The following is a 15,053-nucleotide window of genomic DNA, read 5'->3' on the forward strand; positions in this document are numbered from 1 at the left end:
AAACTCTAGAAAGTTTAGAGGAATATGTCTTAGTGAATAGTAAACACCAACGAGTAGAAACTTTTCGACGGGGTGAACAGGGTTTATGGATTCTGCAAACCTATCAGCAAGAAAGTTTTAGTTTGCAGAGTATTAATCTGATGGCATCTTTTCGGGATTTATACGAGGATGTCACCCTATAGGGAATGAAAAATAATTAAGGTACAACCTCAAAAGGTTGATTTCCATCCCGTTTAGTCTTTATCATCTAAAATATTTGTAAAAACTTCTTCTACTCGCTCAGATAAATCTGATGGTTGAAAATAAACTCGTCCAACTCTTCCTTTTAATTTTTGGTCTAGGGTTTCTGGAGTGGAAGAATTGGAAGATTGATTAGATAGAATGGTCAATCTCACTCGCTGACCTGCTAATTTAGCACTATGCTGTAAAATTTCTTCCCAAGTCCCCTCTAAAGTGTTTTGTTCCATAGATATTGATTTGAATTTCGTTCTTTACTCAGTGTAACAAGCAAAAGATAAAAAAACAAATTTCTAGATTTTTTTTGTTTTATTGTTTTTTACCGGGGGGAATAAAACGGATTTCAATTCTACGTCTGCTTGCATCTGCGTCACGATTAACCGCGGCTAATTTACCCGATGGGAGGTATAACTGTCCTGCGGAAAAAGCTCGAAATTTGACGTTTTTGAGTTTACCTGTGTTTTCGATTTCTTGCACTACTGCTAAAGCTCGCATTAATCCTAAATCAGTGTTAGAACCGGGTACTAGCATTTTAACAGATTGTTTTCTGCTGGCAACCGATTCGATATTTTTATCGAGATTACTTGTCTGCTGTATTCCCTGTCCGTCGGTGTGTCCAATTACTTGAATAAAGTCGATTTCTCTGTCTTTAGTAATGGTTTCGATAGCGGGAATAATGCGCTGACGAATATAGGTTTTTAAAGCGGGGTTTAATTCAGCACTTCCCGACTGAAATTTAAATTTTCCTGATTTTTCATCGATAACTATCGGGGTTGCTGTTTGCAGTTTTTGAAGTTTTCGATTTGCTTCTTCGAGATACCTAATCAGTAGATATCTCCAAGAGTGATAAACCAATCACAGCTTGCTTTTATGCTGTGTACTAACAAAATAGTGCAACGACTGAAATATATGTCTTTCATTGCTAATTTAATTTTATAAAAAAACTATGAGCTAAATAAAATAATTTTTATTTAGCTCAACTCCTTTGCTGGAAACATTTTCAGTCTTAAAATAATATTATGGAGGTGTCTAATGGTCAACTGGCTATTTAATTGCTTACATTTGAATAAATTGTCTAAATCTCTCCCTTAATTCCTTCTTAGAGGCGATAATGAAGATAAATTCGTTATGTCTGCTTGTCCTATTGAATAAATTTAATCACTTATTTTTGGTGTTCTCTCTTATATTTTTGCATAAATGGGATGCTCTCGATGCTCCCGTGTTTTGATTGATTGACAAACCCCTACTTTTTGTGGATAATAAAGCAAAGACGGCCAAGAGCAACATTTGGCTTATCTTCAATATTTCGCTTATCTTCAATAATTCTAAAAGTCGTATCTCCTAGATTATATAAAAAGGGTTGTAAATTGTAAGTTCTATCTCCTGCAAAAATTTCGTTTTCGCCAAAACTCCAATCTTTCCACCAAGACGGGGCTTGATATGGTCTTGATGAGCCAGAAATTTTTTCGGGAAACACATCAAAAATTAAGCGATAAACGCCAATTCCTTGAGGATTATTGTCAAGATTTATTAAAGCATTAAATTCTAATTGACTATTCGTAGATTGCCAATTCGTTAGTTGAAGGGGAATCAGTGAACTTTGGGAATCTAATTTTTTAAATTCTTCTTTGTTGTTATTAAAGTCACTATCACTATTGAGTTGATAACTAGCAGAATTAGCTAGTGGCAAAGTATAGAGCAGAGGATTATAGTTGAGTCTATATTTTAAAGAAGTCTCTTTTGGACTATCATTGCTTGTTTGACTAGGAATAATAAGTCGTTCTACATTTTGAGGATTGTCCACTTTTATCACTATTCTACCATCATTAATCACTTCTACTCGTCTAATTCCTGATTTCTGAAGATTATCCGATGTCGGAGAAGAAGATGGTTCATTGTCATTAATTTGCAGTAAAGCAGGTTTTTCAAAAATTTGAGTGGAGAAAATAACAAAATTTTCAGAAGGAAAATTAAGTCCTGTATTTTGACTTTCCGATTTGATTTTATCGAAATATTGTTTAACCTGAGAATAGCGACCTAACACTAAGATATAAAAGGGATGATTTGTTTTAACACTGGGATAACGAATATTATCTAATCCAACATCATAAATATCCCCCAAAAATTCACTTTTGACTGCGATAATACCGACGGCGTAACCATCCTTCAGGAGATAATGATCTTTGAGTTGTGCTACTAAGTCTTCCCATTGGGCTTTTTCTTGATATAAATCCGTCACAATAACGTAGAGGGAATTGGGTGGATCAGTCTTTTGGGGTGCGATAATTTTATGAGTGGCCGCATCTCTTAATTCAGGTCTTCCCCCACTATAAAACCAGGCAGTTTCAGCCGATTGATGATTGATCGGCTCCTTGAGTCGCTGAGTCCCAAAAACATAAAAGGTAGGAGATGGCGTGACGGGAAAAGCTGTATTTGTCGCACTTCTTAATAATCTTAGGGTTCTAATATAGCGACTGTTGCGATCGCTGACAAACCCTTTCATAGAGGGCGTACCATCAATTTGAATGATGATTTTTTCTGGTTTGTCAGGATTTGATGATATTTTTGCGGTGGCAGTCGGGGTTGATAGCTCAGGGCATGACCAATTTTCAGGCTTAGGACAGCCGACTAGGACTGTTCCAAGTAAAATTAGAAAGACAGGCAAGACAAGTTTCTTCATAAATGTAAAGAATTGTTGCGAAAAAGTAAAAAACTTATTAAGTAAATTTAATTATTGTGGACAAAAAATATTTCCCTTGCTAGGATAACATCAAAGCGGCGGGTTTAGATCATTTTATTTATCCCGATTTTTTCTTAGACTCATTAATCCCAGTTATTACAGTAATGAATGAGCAGAATTCGATTCCACCAGAAATTGCAGGTCTTGCGGCTGGCATCATGATCGGTGCGATGATAATGGTAATCGGTCGGATGCTATTTGGCAATGGCATCATTCCCACCTATACCAGCAATTGGATACAAAGTAATTATATGCCTGCCGTTCTCGTTGTGGGGGCGTTTTCTAGTGTGTTTGCTGTTATCTGGTATCTAATATCTCTTAAGTGGTGGCGAACGTTTACCGAGAAAGAATTCAGCCAAGCTCGAATTTCTTGGTGGCTGTTGTTTGTCTTGCCCTTTTTGAGTTTCATTATTTCTTTGTTTATCTGGGGAAAGGATGGTAACAATAATCTAGAAACCAAAGCTTTGGTTTTTTTTAGCTTGATTTTACTATTAGGAATGTGTTCCAGTTACTGGCTATCTACCGCCCTTAGTACCCCTCCAAATATGCGTCGTGTTGTTCCCCTAGTTGGTTTGTTTCCTCGTTTTCGTTAGAAATTAGTTTAGAGGTTATTAAAACGTTATGTCAGTTTACGTTATTGCCATTGGTGGAACAGGGATAAAAATTGTTGAAGCCTTATGTCATCTAGCAGCAGCGGGTATTTACACTCAAGGTGAGCGTATTCCAAAAATAGAAATTCTCTTTGTTGATCCCGACAAGGGTAATGGCAATCTTAAAGAGGCCGATGGTGCGATTGCGACCTACCAAAATTGTACTAAAAATATCGATCAAGGAATTAATCCCACTCTTAATTGGTGGATGCAGACAAAACTCGAATTTTTAGGGTTGTGGACTCCCTTTCAAAAAGCAGATGAATTTCGTTTGAGAGATGTCTTTAAATACGATAACTACAATGGAAACAGGGAAGTTATTCGTCATTTATTCGATGTTCTTTACACTGAAAAAGAGCGAGATGTCTTGTTAAAAGATGGGTTTCTAGGCCGACCCGCTATTGGTTCAGCGATTATGACTCAACTTCGGCAAAATGTGGCCACTAATGAGAGTTGGAAGGAATTGATCGGCAAGATTGATAGCGATCTTAAAACAGAAGCAAATAACCCTCCGCAAGTTTTTCTTTGTGGCTCAATTTTTGGGGGAACCGGTGCATCGGGATTTCCTACATTGGGTCGTCTAATTGCTAAAGAATTGGATAATCCAGAGACAGGAAATCTCCTCAGAAAAGTAAAATTGGGTGGCTTATTAATGTTGCCTTATTTTCGCTTTCCCTCTAAGGAAGATAAAGAAGCCGTTTTTGCTCGTTCTGAGGAATTTATTCTGAAAACAGAGGCCGCCCTAAGATATTATGGGACACAAGATTTGAAGTTTGATACTATTTATCTGTTGGGAATGCCTACCATGACTAATGTAGAGAAGTTTAGTAAAGGGGGAAGTGACCAGAGAAATGATCCTCACGTTTTGGAATTATATGCAGGTTTAGCCCTAAGAGATTTTATTTTTACCCCAAAACCTAATGAAAGACAGGTTATTTTGCTGAGTCGTAACAAAGATAATGAGATCAGTTGGGAGGATGTACCTGATAAGGATGAAGTTCGTCGAAAGTTAACTAATGCCGTCCGATTTGCCTATATTTGGTTATCGAGAATTGTTCCAGGATTAGAACACGCTAAAACCAAATTAGGTGAGGTTCACTTTGCAGAGCCATTTTATGATCAGGAAAGCATTAAAAAATCGGGCGAATGGGATCGAATTAATGAGATTAAAGTCTGGTGTGAAGCTTATCTCAAATGGCTGGGAATTCTTCATGCTAATGGTATCGGTTTAAGATGGTTTAATGTTACAGCTTTTTACAATCAAGGCAATTTGATCATAGACCGTTCCAACTTTCCCGATCTAGTAGAGAAAGGTCTGGATAAAGAAATTAACATTCGTATTAGAGATTTAAGCAAGAAGGACTTACAAGGAATTGACAACGGGACAACGGGACTGGCTAAAGCTCTGTATAAGGTTTTATCGGAAAAAAGTATTTAAAAGCATTAAGAGGAGATGGATTCAATGAGTAGCTCTTTTTTACCCCCCTTGAAATCACAAGCGCGTGTCAAACCAGGAGAAGCGGGAAAATGGCAACCCCAAGCAGGAATCGCTTATACAGAGGTTGCAGATAGTTTAACCCGCCCCGAGATTGGGACTAATACTCAAAGTATTAGTTCAATTCCCGATATGTGGGCAAGACCGTTACTTGTGGATATGGTGTTACGGGATCAAGAATATCCGCTTCATAGTGCCATTAAAGCCCAATGGAAGGGGATGTTAGCGGCGATCGCCCTAGCAGAGGTGAAACGGCTTAAACTACAAGCCCAACTACTAGATTTAGATACGCTCCAAGCCGATGCTTTGATCAAAGCATTAATCGCTCTATCACCTTCCAGTCAAAGAACGGTTTATCAGTCAACGGAAAGAATTAGGGGGGAAAATCGTAATCCTTGGCACAAAATCTATGTTTTTCTGCTGAATGGACAGTCTGTGGGCATGACTTCTCCCGCAACGTTAGTCTGTCCTGCCGAAGAGGGGAACTGGGAAGGTATTCCTTGGTATGCAGATGGACGCTTACATTCCCCCTTGGACTCCAGTGAATATTTAACAGAAGATGACAAAATTCAATTATGGTTGTGGTTAGATAACTTAAAAACTCAGCTTGACAGTCAAAGGGGGGTAGATTCTGCCAAACTTAAAGAACTTTTGAATGAATATAAAAATGAACTGGCACAGGAGCTAACGATTGATCCTAGAGGGCAAACTTTTAGACCTAGTAGAAATGTTGCCTATTTTGGAGTACCGCTTACTTTAGGGGATTTAGATGCTCTCAATATTCCAATTCAAGCGAAAAGAAATCCTTCCAGTGTGAGTATTTTAGCTTTAGGGAAGTCAATGAATGAAGAGGTTATTTTCATTCCAGACCTTGAGCAATTGAAAAAACAATGGCCAACCAAACAATCTGTTGATATTTGGATCTATGATACGGTCAGCGCCGCTATTTTTGATAAAGCCGAGTTTACCAAACAATATAAAGGAAAAGTCAAGTTTCTCACAGAAGATGACATCTTTACAAAAACCTTTTTCTATTTGGAAGGAGAGGGAAACTTACCAGGGGCATTACTCCCTGAAGACACAAGGGAGATCACTTATACGGTTGATGAACAAGAACGTCATTTAACCCCTTTATTACCGCTAGAATCTGAAGTGCTTAATTATTTTAGCTCAGAAGAACTCATTAAGCGTCTTGCTTTTAATCCGACGACCATTGGCAACCAATCAGCCGTCAGAGTATCTTTAACTTTACCCTTATCTGGGGCAGACTTTACCATTCACAGAGAGTATCCTATTGAAGTTAACAATGCAATTACAGCGAAACCATTCTTAGAAATTTGGCCGAATTTTAAAGCCCCGAACTGGAAAGCGTATTATGCGCTATATTTTGACGACCGCAACGAAGCGACCAAACAAGATAAAATCTTTCGAGCCGTTTTTCCTGAAGCAAGAGAAATTCATCCCCTTGATCTTAAAGACTCCCAAATTACTCGTTTAGATAGTTTTCCCGATTATATTCTTTGTCAGGATGAAACAGGGATTTCTCAAGGGTTAATTTTGTTGAAAACACCTCCTAAAGTGGGGGATCAAAATCCCAGTAAAACATGGACAGTAGGCGTTGATTTTGGTACATCTTTCACCAATGTCTATTATCAGATTAATAATGCGCGCGACGCTCTCACCTTAACGCCGCTGCATCTTAAAATCATCGAGCAAAGTGCGCGTTTCCTCATTTTGTATGAATACTTCATGTCGGGTAAAGCCGAAAAATTTCCCCTTTCATCCGTTCTGACCATTAGAGGGAGTAAAGAAGAGGAAAGACCTGTACTAGATGGACGGGTCTATATCCCCGAAGATGTCATAGAGTTTGATCCCACTCAAGCTCATATTAAGAGCGGGCTTAAATGGACGCTTGAGAATCCTGCCTATAAGCGCACCTTTCTAAAGCATTTAGCCCTTTTAATTACGGCTGAAGCGGCGAAAAATCATGTCAAAAAGATCAAGTGGTCTATTTCCTATCCCTCGGCCTTTTCTCGCACGGAAAAAAGGCTCTATCAAGTGATGTGGGAACGAATTATCGAGGATTTAGGCCAAACGACGGGAATTGACCATAAATGGTTAGACATAGGCAACCCCTATCGTGCAGAAAGTTTAGCATTAGCCCATTATTTTGCCGATGAAGATGAAGAAGGAAAACACCTCAGTTATACCACCTGCATTGATATGGGAGGGGGAACGTCCGATATTTGTATCTGGGAAAATGGTGATGTGATTCATCAATGTTCGGTACAGATAGCAGGAAGAGTCCTATTTTCCCAATTTTGGAAAAACCGACCTAATTTTCTTTATCAGAAATTTCTTGATAAGTACAAAGCTGACAAAGATTTAAGCAATATACGGGATGAACACTTTTTCGTGAAACTTGAGGGCGTATTGGCGGCCAAAGGAAGCGAGTGGTTAGAACGCAATCGAACGCTGATGGACGACGATCCTGATCTGCAAACGATTGTACAACTTTCTACACTAGGAATTTCAGGTTTGTATTACTATATCGGTCTTGTATTGGGTGCTTTAGACATTGAGAAAAAATACACTCGTAAGCTGAATACGCCAGTCTATATTGGGGGAAATGGCTCTCGTATTCTTAATTGGTTGGATTTAAGTGGAAGATTTAGTCCAGATTCTGAAGCTTCTCTCCTTTTTAGCCGATTGCTCAGTAAAGCATCAGGATTTGAGGACAAAAAAGTAGCCACTGTCCTTAGTTCTAAACCGAAAGCAGAAGTCGCTTGTGGCTTAGTTTTAGATCAAAGAAAGAAACGTTATCTTAGTTCAACGGGATTACAAGATGATGATGAAGTGATTTTCGCAGGAGAAGATTGTGAGGTGAATGGGGTGGCTTTTGGCTGGCAAAATCGCCTTGATTTAACTCAATTTCAAAAAATTGAAAGCTTTAAGCTGGTTGGGTCAGATGATGAGGAGGTAGGATTAGCCAATCTTCAGAAATTTCTAGAGGATTTTCAACGAGCTTTTAAGGAGTTAAAAATCACCAGTATTAAACCGCTCAAACAGTATGACGATGAGCAATGGCGCAATAGTCTCTGGACAAATGTTAAGGATTCGGTAGAATCCAATTTAAGGGATGATTTAGAAGGTCGTAACTCAGAGGATGTCAGGGTTGAACCTCCCTTTATCTTAGGGTTAAAAGCCTTATTAAAAGAATTAAATAGCAGACTATAGGAGGAAAGGAACGATGAGGGTTAGAAAAACATTTCTGATACTTTATTTAGCAACGGGATTATCTGCGGGGTTGTTAAGTGGTTGTAATCTTTCTGGGCATCAAGCACAACACTCTTCTTCTTCATCAGCGACAGGAAGTTCAATGGGGCAATCAACAACAGTTGCAGACGCTCAACAGACTGCCGCTATTAAAAATTTAAAGGCACTGCGACAAAAACGCAAGGCTCTGAATACTTTTGTAGCAAATATTGAAGTTACAGAAAGTGGAACAAAAGTAGAAAACCCTGTAGATTATGCTGAGGCAAAAAAAATTGTTGATGAACTTGCTAATGCTTACAAGACATTTAAAGATAGTTTATCTGATGATATTAAAACGAAAATCGGTTTTAATAATATTGATTCAAAGATTGAACCTATCCTAGAAGGAACTTCTCAACAGCGAAAAATTCTAGAGGATTTAGCAAAAGAGCAGTACAGTGAGGCTCAAAATAAACTATCTCAATTAAAAATTGATAGCCAGCCTATTTATCAATCAGATATTGATGGAGAGGATGGTTCAAGACAACGAATTGCGACTAAAAAGCTATTAGAGCAAATTCTAAATGAAACCGAACCTCTCGCAACTTTAACAATTGATAATTCATCAACTCAAAATCCGATTACCTCAAATTCTCTTACTAATTCTCTAACTACAGATGATTTAAAAACTCAATTAGAACAACTTAAGAAGGATATTAATCGTAATAATTGGATATGGCCTTTATTCAATACTCTTGCGTTACTTTCACTTAGTTTTATTTTTTTACGGAGCAAAAGGAGTGGCGTTACTATCACTTATGATGAAACTAAGCAACTGACAAATTCATCTGATGAACAGCAAAAAACTTTAGTAGAATTGCAAAAAATCAACAGCGAAATTAAAGGTTTGCAAGAAAAATTTTCTTGGCTACAAATTCTACCATTTAATAAAAAACAAGTTAGTAGTTCAGCATTAAAAGAAATAGAAACAAGCCTAGAAAACGTTGGGAAACAAGTCAATGAACTATTTAAGAAAATAACTATATCACATCTTGTTGGAAGTAATGAAGCAGAAACAGGGATAATCACTGGTGCAAAATCAACTTCCCTAGGTGAAAATACGCCAGATATACTGGGAGATTCAGGGGGTCAAGTTAGTGATATTGAAAAAAAAGACACCGATCAATTATATCAACAACTAAAAGAAAATTTCGATAAATTAAAAAATGCAGATTTTGCTCAATTAAAGGATCAATATAAACAACTACAAAAAAATTTCGAGCAATTAAAAGAAGAAATGGGTACAGAAAGCTACAAAAAATTAGAGAGTAGAATTGAAAAACTAGAACAACAAAATGAAAATTTACCAAATCAGGTACAGCAGTTACAGCAACCTAAAGACAATTCAGAGTTAACAGCTAATAAAACTGAGACAGTAGATATTCCCCAGCAATGGAAAGACATAATCGATTCCTATAATCATTCTCCAGAGAGGATATTTAATATCAATGGGGTGCAATTACAGGGAGAAGTGGTCGAGGATGACCAACAACTAGAACAAAGACGGAATAATTTAAGTAAGCCTGTTTTCTTGAAATCGCATTCATATCCTCATGGATATTATTATATCATATTAGTAGAAAACCATTTAGTAGAAAAACATTACCTCCTCTTTCCGAAACAGAACGCTATTTCCCCATCTCAAGAGTTTACAGCATCCGCTTTATTTGATGGCTGTAAAAGCAGCAACAACAGTAAATTTACCTTAATTTTACCTGCACAAGTTACCTGGGTTAGTGACAGTGGGATGTGGCAACTGAAACAAAAAGGAAAATTAGAATACAATTAATGTAAGCTAACAAGCTCAAATATTTTAGATAACTTCCCGTATTTATCAATAATAAAGCGACGAATTCTCATTAACACATCTCGACCAGTACCACCTAATCCGAAATCCAAACTACCGACTGGGGTTTGATAGCTTGATTGGCAGTTAAACGACACTGATTTAAGCGTGCCAGTCGGGGATAAACGTGCCATTCTGCTCGCTGAATATCGGTATTTTTAGCACTTTGGCTAGATTGCCAAGGAATTGACTTTAAAACCGCGTCTATATCTTCCCTTCCGCGAATTAAAATCGGTTCTGCAATCGGTTGGACATTATCAGCAAAGGGGAATAAATAAACGGAATCGTTATTTTTTAAACTATCGCGAATAATTTGACCGAGGCGCGTGCGTCCTTCATCATTAAAGTTAACACTACCGGTAAGATCGATCGCTAGGATAACATCTCGTCCCTGCCAACGAGCCACCAAATCTAATCCCAGTTTTTGCCAATCGGTAAGCGGTTCCCCGGGGGATACCGTTAAACAGTCAGCACTTTTCATTTAGCCTCGTTCAAGAGTGAAAAATTGAGCTTATCCCTATCCTTCCGCCATTGTACTAAAAAATTAATACTTCTTAAAAGTTTTTTTCGCTTTTATTCTCGATTTGCCCTAGGTCATTGTCAATAGTAACCATAGATTAAACTAAATTTTAAAGTTCAGCTGCCCGCGCATTTAAGTGGGTGAGTGGAATTAAATATAAGATGAACGTTGGTTGGGTTGAAGCATGAAACCCAACGCCAGCATGGGTTACGCTACCGCTAACCCATCCTACAAATAATTGTGCCTCCCTACTTAAATTGCTTGTTGAGATAAGGCAAGAGGTAACAGTAAAGGGATTGGGAGAGATTCAGAGGTTAAAATGTGTCTTTTATCCTCTAACCACCTAATCCTAATTCTCGTCTGAGCAATTGAATTGATTTATCCCCAATATAATTATCACTACAGATAATTTCTGGCAGACGAATTAAATCCGATCGCACTTCATTAATCAGATTTTTAATTAAAGTATAACTCGCTTGATCGCTGATAATTGTCTGGGAAGTTCGGGCTAAAACTTTTAACTTATCCGTTTCATGAATTTGGGCAGACATAACTAATAAATCATCGCCCCGTAAACTATGAATTAAAACTTCGGCCACCTTAATAATACCGGTGCTAATACTGACAATCCCTAAACGGCTATCGGTGGGTAATTTTTTGATTAATGCCAATTCCTTGCTGTAATCGTAGATATCGATGGGAATGACTCGCAGCTGAAAAGGAGCAGCAATTTCCTCCGCCACACTGATAAAATAGCGACTGGTGACAACAGTGGCAGATTTAGTATTGGCTAAAACTTGGGCTAAATCCTCCATTGCCACTAATTGGACGGGAATTTTGAGGGATTGCTCTAATTCTCTTAACATTAGTTCCCCTGCACCCAAATCGTGACGGGGAATGGTGACAAGAACTTGAGAACTACACTGCGATCGCCAATCGATTTCCGCCAGTAATAACTCGCGAATTTGCTCTAAAGTTAAACCTTGAGCGAGAAAACCAGCCAAACTCTGGCGAATTAGTCGGCCTATTTCTGGATTTTGTTCCAATAGGGGCGAACCCAATAAATTATCGTTTTCATGCCCGCGAGCCTTGACATAAATCCCCGAACCTGCTATGGATGCCACTAACCCATCGTCTTCCAGTTGCTGATAAATTTTACTTATCGTATTACGGTGTAATCCCGTGATCATAGCTAGTTGACGGGTGCTAGGTAAACGATGGCCCGGGGGATACTGACGAGAGGCGATAGCGAAGCGAATTTGGTCAAATAATTGCTTAGAGGCGGGTATTTCACTGTCGGGCTGGATTTGGAACTGCATCGGATCACTTCGCTCACAAACTACTTTCGCTGATGCCCATTCTATCATTAGACCCTCTGCTGTAATCGGACATCTTCCCTGATCTGATGGGTTTCCGAGGCAGTATTCAGGAGCTAGAAGCAGAAAAAAACAAGATATTATTTATTTAAACTAGAAAAGCTACTTTTTTACTTAAAAATAGTTAAAACAATCATTTTAATCCATCCCCGAAATCCCACTTGTGCGGTAGATAGTCAACAGCTGATTAAGGGGATTGATCCTCGTGGAGAAGTTTTAAGCGATCGCTCAAGGTTTTGGTTAAGCGGACAGTTTCCCGTTTTAGCGAATTTTGTTGATAATCAAGCACATTAATCCCTTGACCGATATTTACTGTCGCTTCGCTTCCCCATCCGGGGTAAGGCTGATTATAACTAATGCTTACTGGCAAAATCTTGATATCGGCATCGGGTTTCATCGTCTTGACTTCCAACGCAATCCGCGCTACTCCCGGTTTAAGGGGATGAACCACTCGATCGCGACAGATACCCCCTTCCGGAAAAATCGCCACCATTTCCCCCGCGGCCAAAAGTTCGACACTATGGACCAGACTACCCATACCGGGGTGATCGGTGTTGACGGGAAAACCCCCCAAACGTCGGATAAACCAACCTTGCACCCCTTTCATCTCGTTAGCGGAAACCATAAAGCGCAAATCGCGTCTAGTAACTGAGCGCCCCACTGCGTAGGGTAAAATCAAGGCATCCCAACGGGAACGATGGGTAGGTGCCAAGATGACACCTCCCGTTAGGGGAATATTTTCCTGGCCCGTAACCGTTATTTTGCTGAAAAAAGCTGGTAAAACTAGATAATTTCCCAGAAAATAACAAAAGCGAATTAAACAGGGATTAATTCGGGAATTGACAGCAGGACTTTTTCTAATGGTGAGGGACTCGTCAACGATAGTGCTTTGAGACATCCGAGTGTTAGGAAAGATCGAGACTTTCTGACCACTTCTACTTTAGTCTAGTTGTCTGGGGGGTCGCCATCTTGTCCTGACCAGTTCGGCAATTGTCTTGGGGGATTAATAGACCTCTTGCATAATTAATTTTTCAGGGTTCAAAAACGGCAAAAATAAGGATTAAATGGCATAAAGTCTGTAAATAGACCATTTAACTGATTATTATTCATTCTTAATTCTCCTGACTACTGACTACTGGCTACTGACTCCCAACCCTAACAACAATTTTTGATTTTTACAAGAGGTCTAATGGTTAGGATTGGGGTTGTACTCCCGATCCTACCGGTGCGATCGAGTTTAATTGCAAAGAGGGATGATCTTCTTTGACTTGCTGTAAATTCCACTCATTTTTGAATAATAAGACGGGACGACCCCAGTAATCTTTGACAGTTAGAGTATTAAAGAGTTTACCTGCTTTTTCTAAAGCGGCCCAACCCCCGGCGACCCAACGGGCTAAACTATAGGCTAGGGGTTCGAGGGTAGTTTCGACTCCGTACTCGCTTAAAAGACGGAATTGCACCACTTCAAACTGTAATTGACCGACGGCGGCTAAAATTGGGTCGCGTTTAAATTCATCGATCGAGGATAATATCTGTACGGCCCCTTCTTCCTGTAATTCCGAGACTCCTTTTTGAAACTGTTTGAACTTGGAAGGGTTAGGATTTCTGAGATAGGCGAATAATTCCGGAGAAAAACAGGGAATACCTTCGTATTCGAGCTTTTTACCCATATAAATGGTATCACCGATCGCAAAGACCCCGGGGTTATTCAATCCGATCACATCTCCGGGATAAGCTTCTTCAATAACTGCCCGATCTTGGGCAAAAAGCTTCTGAGGACGGGATAAACGGATAGTTTTACCGGTTCTAGCGTGGTTTACTACCATATCCTTCTCGAATTTCCCCGTACATACCCGCACAAAGGCTACCCGGTCGCGATGTTTGGGATCCATGTTTGCTTGCAGTTTGAAGACAAAACCGGTGAAATCGGGATAGGTGGGATCAAGGACACCGAGGGAGGAATTGCGTCCTCTGGGTGGCAATCCATAGTCGAGGAAGGATTCTAGGAATAATTTCACCCCAAAATTGGTCATGGCGCTACCAAAAAAGATCGGGGTCATTTCTCCTGCGTGGACTGCTGGCAAATCCAATTCTGCACCCAATTCCGAGAGTAGTTCTATATCCTCTTTTAACTGGTAATACAGGTCTTTTTCGAGATGATACTCAATTTTGGGGTCGCCAAGCTCGATCACGGTTTCCTGCGCCTCCTGAGAGCCGTGGGAGCGACGTTCAAACAGGTGTATGGTTCGGGTGGCCCGATCAAAAACTCCCCGAAAGCGATCGCCAATTCCGATCGGCCAATTGACGGGATAGGTCTGTAATCCTAATTCTCGCTCGATTTCGTCCAATAAGTCCAGAGGTTCGCGGCCGGGGCGATCCATTTTGTTAACAAAGGTAAAGATGGGTAACTGCCGCAGTTTGCACACTTCAAAGAGTTTTCTGGTTTGCGGTTCCAAACCTTTGGCCGCGTCGATTAACATCACCGCATTATCGGCAGCGGCTAGGGTACGATAGGTATCTTCGCTAAAATCTTGGTGGCCGGGAGTATCGAGGAGATTAATCTGAAAATCACGATAATCGAACTGTAAAACCGTGGAAGTAATCGAAATTCCCCGTTGTTTTTCCATTTCCATCCAGTCGGAGGTGGCTTTGCGTTGGTCGCGTCTTGCTTTGACTGCACCCGCTTGATGGATTGCACCCCCGTATAGTAACAGTTTTTCGGTCAGGGTGGTCTTTCCCGCGTCAGGGTGGGAGATAATGGCAAAATTTCGCCGTTTTTCCAAGACAGATTCGCCGGTTTCTAGTTCTTTTTCAATTTCGGTCGTCATTCTAATTTCGATCGCTTTCCTATCTTTCTATTCTAGTTTAAGTGGG

At 39.6% G+C, this 15,053-nt stretch carries 10 protein-coding genes and 2 pseudogenes; 5 read left to right on the forward strand and 7 right to left on the reverse strand.

All coding sequences use genetic code 11. The features are described 5' to 3' along the window. Window positions 1-182, forward strand: a pseudogene (locus O9324_RS05665) (Uma2 family endonuclease); the annotation flags it as partial. A 51-nt stretch (window positions 183-233) separates the two neighbouring features. Here the strand turns inward: O9324_RS05665 and O9324_RS05670 are convergent. From O9324_RS05670 to O9324_RS05680, 3 genes are all read right to left on the reverse strand, one after another. Further along, window positions 234-467 (reverse strand): hypothetical protein, encoded by a 234-nt coding sequence (locus O9324_RS05670; RefSeq protein WP_193959311.1) that lies wholly within the window; start codon window positions 465-467, stop codon window positions 234-236. 79 nt (window positions 468-546) lie between these two features. Further along, window positions 547-1,092, reverse strand: a complete 546-nt coding sequence (locus O9324_RS05675) for an OmpA family protein (protein WP_288139681.1) — start codon at window positions 1,090-1,092, stop codon at window positions 547-549. A gap of 388 nt (window positions 1,093-1,480) precedes the next feature. Beyond that, window positions 1,481-2,917, reverse strand: a complete 1,437-nt coding sequence (locus tag O9324_RS05680; protein ID WP_288139682.1) for a hypothetical protein — start codon at window positions 2,915-2,917, stop codon at window positions 1,481-1,483. A 164-nt stretch (window positions 2,918-3,081) separates the two neighbouring features. Between O9324_RS05680 and O9324_RS05685 the strand changes: the two genes are divergently transcribed. Genes O9324_RS05685 through O9324_RS05700 form a run of 4 tightly spaced genes read left to right on the forward strand, consistent with a single transcriptional unit; the run spans window position 3,082 to window position 10,226 of the window. Next, window positions 3,082-3,570 (forward strand): hypothetical protein, encoded by a 489-nt coding sequence (locus O9324_RS05685; protein ID WP_288139683.1) that lies wholly within the window; start codon window positions 3,082-3,084, stop codon window positions 3,568-3,570. Window positions 3,571-3,598: 28 nt separating this feature from the next. Next, on the forward strand, window positions 3,599-5,065 hold the full coding sequence (locus O9324_RS05690; protein ID WP_288139684.1) for a hypothetical protein: 1,467 nt from the start codon (window positions 3,599-3,601) through the stop codon (window positions 5,063-5,065). A gap of 24 nt (window positions 5,066-5,089) precedes the next feature. After that, window positions 5,090-8,359 carry a cell division protein FtsA gene (locus tag O9324_RS05695; protein ID WP_288139685.1) on the forward strand — a complete coding sequence of 1,090 codons (3,270 nt, stop codon included), beginning with the start codon at window positions 5,090-5,092 and terminating at the stop codon, window positions 8,357-8,359. A 13-nt stretch (window positions 8,360-8,372) separates the two neighbouring features. Continuing rightward, on the forward strand, window positions 8,373-10,226 hold the full coding sequence (locus O9324_RS05700; RefSeq protein ID WP_288139686.1) for a hypothetical protein: 1,854 nt from the start codon (window positions 8,373-8,375) through the stop codon (window positions 10,224-10,226). Window positions 10,227-10,323: 97 nt separating this feature from the next. On the opposite strand, the pseudogene O9324_RS05705 reads toward O9324_RS05700, so the two are convergent. The 4 genes and pseudogenes from O9324_RS05705 to prfC form a co-directional block, all read right to left on the reverse strand. After that, a pseudogene (locus O9324_RS05705) lies at window positions 10,324-10,764 on the reverse strand (vWA domain-containing protein); the annotation flags it as partial. A 374-nt stretch (window positions 10,765-11,138) separates the two neighbouring features. After that, on the reverse strand, window positions 11,139-12,170 hold the full coding sequence (locus O9324_RS05710; RefSeq protein ID WP_287732948.1) for a GntR family transcriptional regulator: 1,032 nt from the start codon (window positions 12,168-12,170) through the stop codon (window positions 11,139-11,141). A 196-nt stretch (window positions 12,171-12,366) separates the two neighbouring features. Then, on the reverse strand, window positions 12,367-13,077 hold the full coding sequence (locus O9324_RS05715) for a lysophospholipid acyltransferase family protein (protein ID WP_288139688.1): 711 nt from the start codon (window positions 13,075-13,077) through the stop codon (window positions 12,367-12,369). A 295-nt stretch (window positions 13,078-13,372) separates the two neighbouring features. Further along, window positions 13,373-15,007 (reverse strand): peptide chain release factor 3, encoded by a 1,635-nt coding sequence (gene prfC, locus O9324_RS05720; RefSeq protein ID WP_288139689.1) that lies wholly within the window; start codon window positions 15,005-15,007, stop codon window positions 13,373-13,375. Window positions 15,008-15,053: the final 46 nt, after the last annotated feature.

The organism is Microcystis sp. LE19-84.1B (assembly GCF_027531875.1).
GTDB lineage: Bacteria > Cyanobacteriota > Cyanobacteriia > Cyanobacteriales > Microcystaceae > Microcystis > Microcystis panniformis.

Excerpts from the sequence above, each read along its gene's own strand:
- O9324_RS05670 (WP_193959311.1), bottom strand. The coding sequence starts at position 467 with ATGGAACAAAACACTTTAGAGGGGACTTGGGAAGAAATTTTACAGCAT.
- O9324_RS05715 (WP_288139688.1), bottom strand. The coding sequence starts at position 13,077 with ATGTCTCAAAGCACTATCGTTGACGAGTCCCTCACCATTAGAAAAAGT.
- O9324_RS05710 (WP_287732948.1), bottom strand. The coding sequence starts at position 12,170 with ATGATAGAATGGGCATCAGCGAAAGTAGTTTGTGAGCGAAGTGATCCG.
- O9324_RS05700 (WP_288139686.1), top strand. The coding sequence starts at position 8,373 with ATGAGGGTTAGAAAAACATTTCTGATACTTTATTTAGCAACGGGATTA.
- O9324_RS05685 (WP_288139683.1), top strand. The coding sequence starts at position 3,082 with ATGAATGAGCAGAATTCGATTCCACCAGAAATTGCAGGTCTTGCGGCT.
- O9324_RS05680 (WP_288139682.1), bottom strand. The coding sequence starts at position 2,917 with ATGAAGAAACTTGTCTTGCCTGTCTTTCTAATTTTACTTGGAACAGTC.
- O9324_RS05695 (WP_288139685.1), top strand. The coding sequence starts at position 5,090 with ATGAGTAGCTCTTTTTTACCCCCCTTGAAATCACAAGCGCGTGTCAAA.
- O9324_RS05690 (WP_288139684.1), top strand. The coding sequence starts at position 3,599 with ATGTCAGTTTACGTTATTGCCATTGGTGGAACAGGGATAAAAATTGTT.
- prfC (WP_288139689.1), bottom strand. The coding sequence starts at position 15,007 with ATGACGACCGAAATTGAAAAAGAACTAGAAACCGGCGAATCTGTCTTG.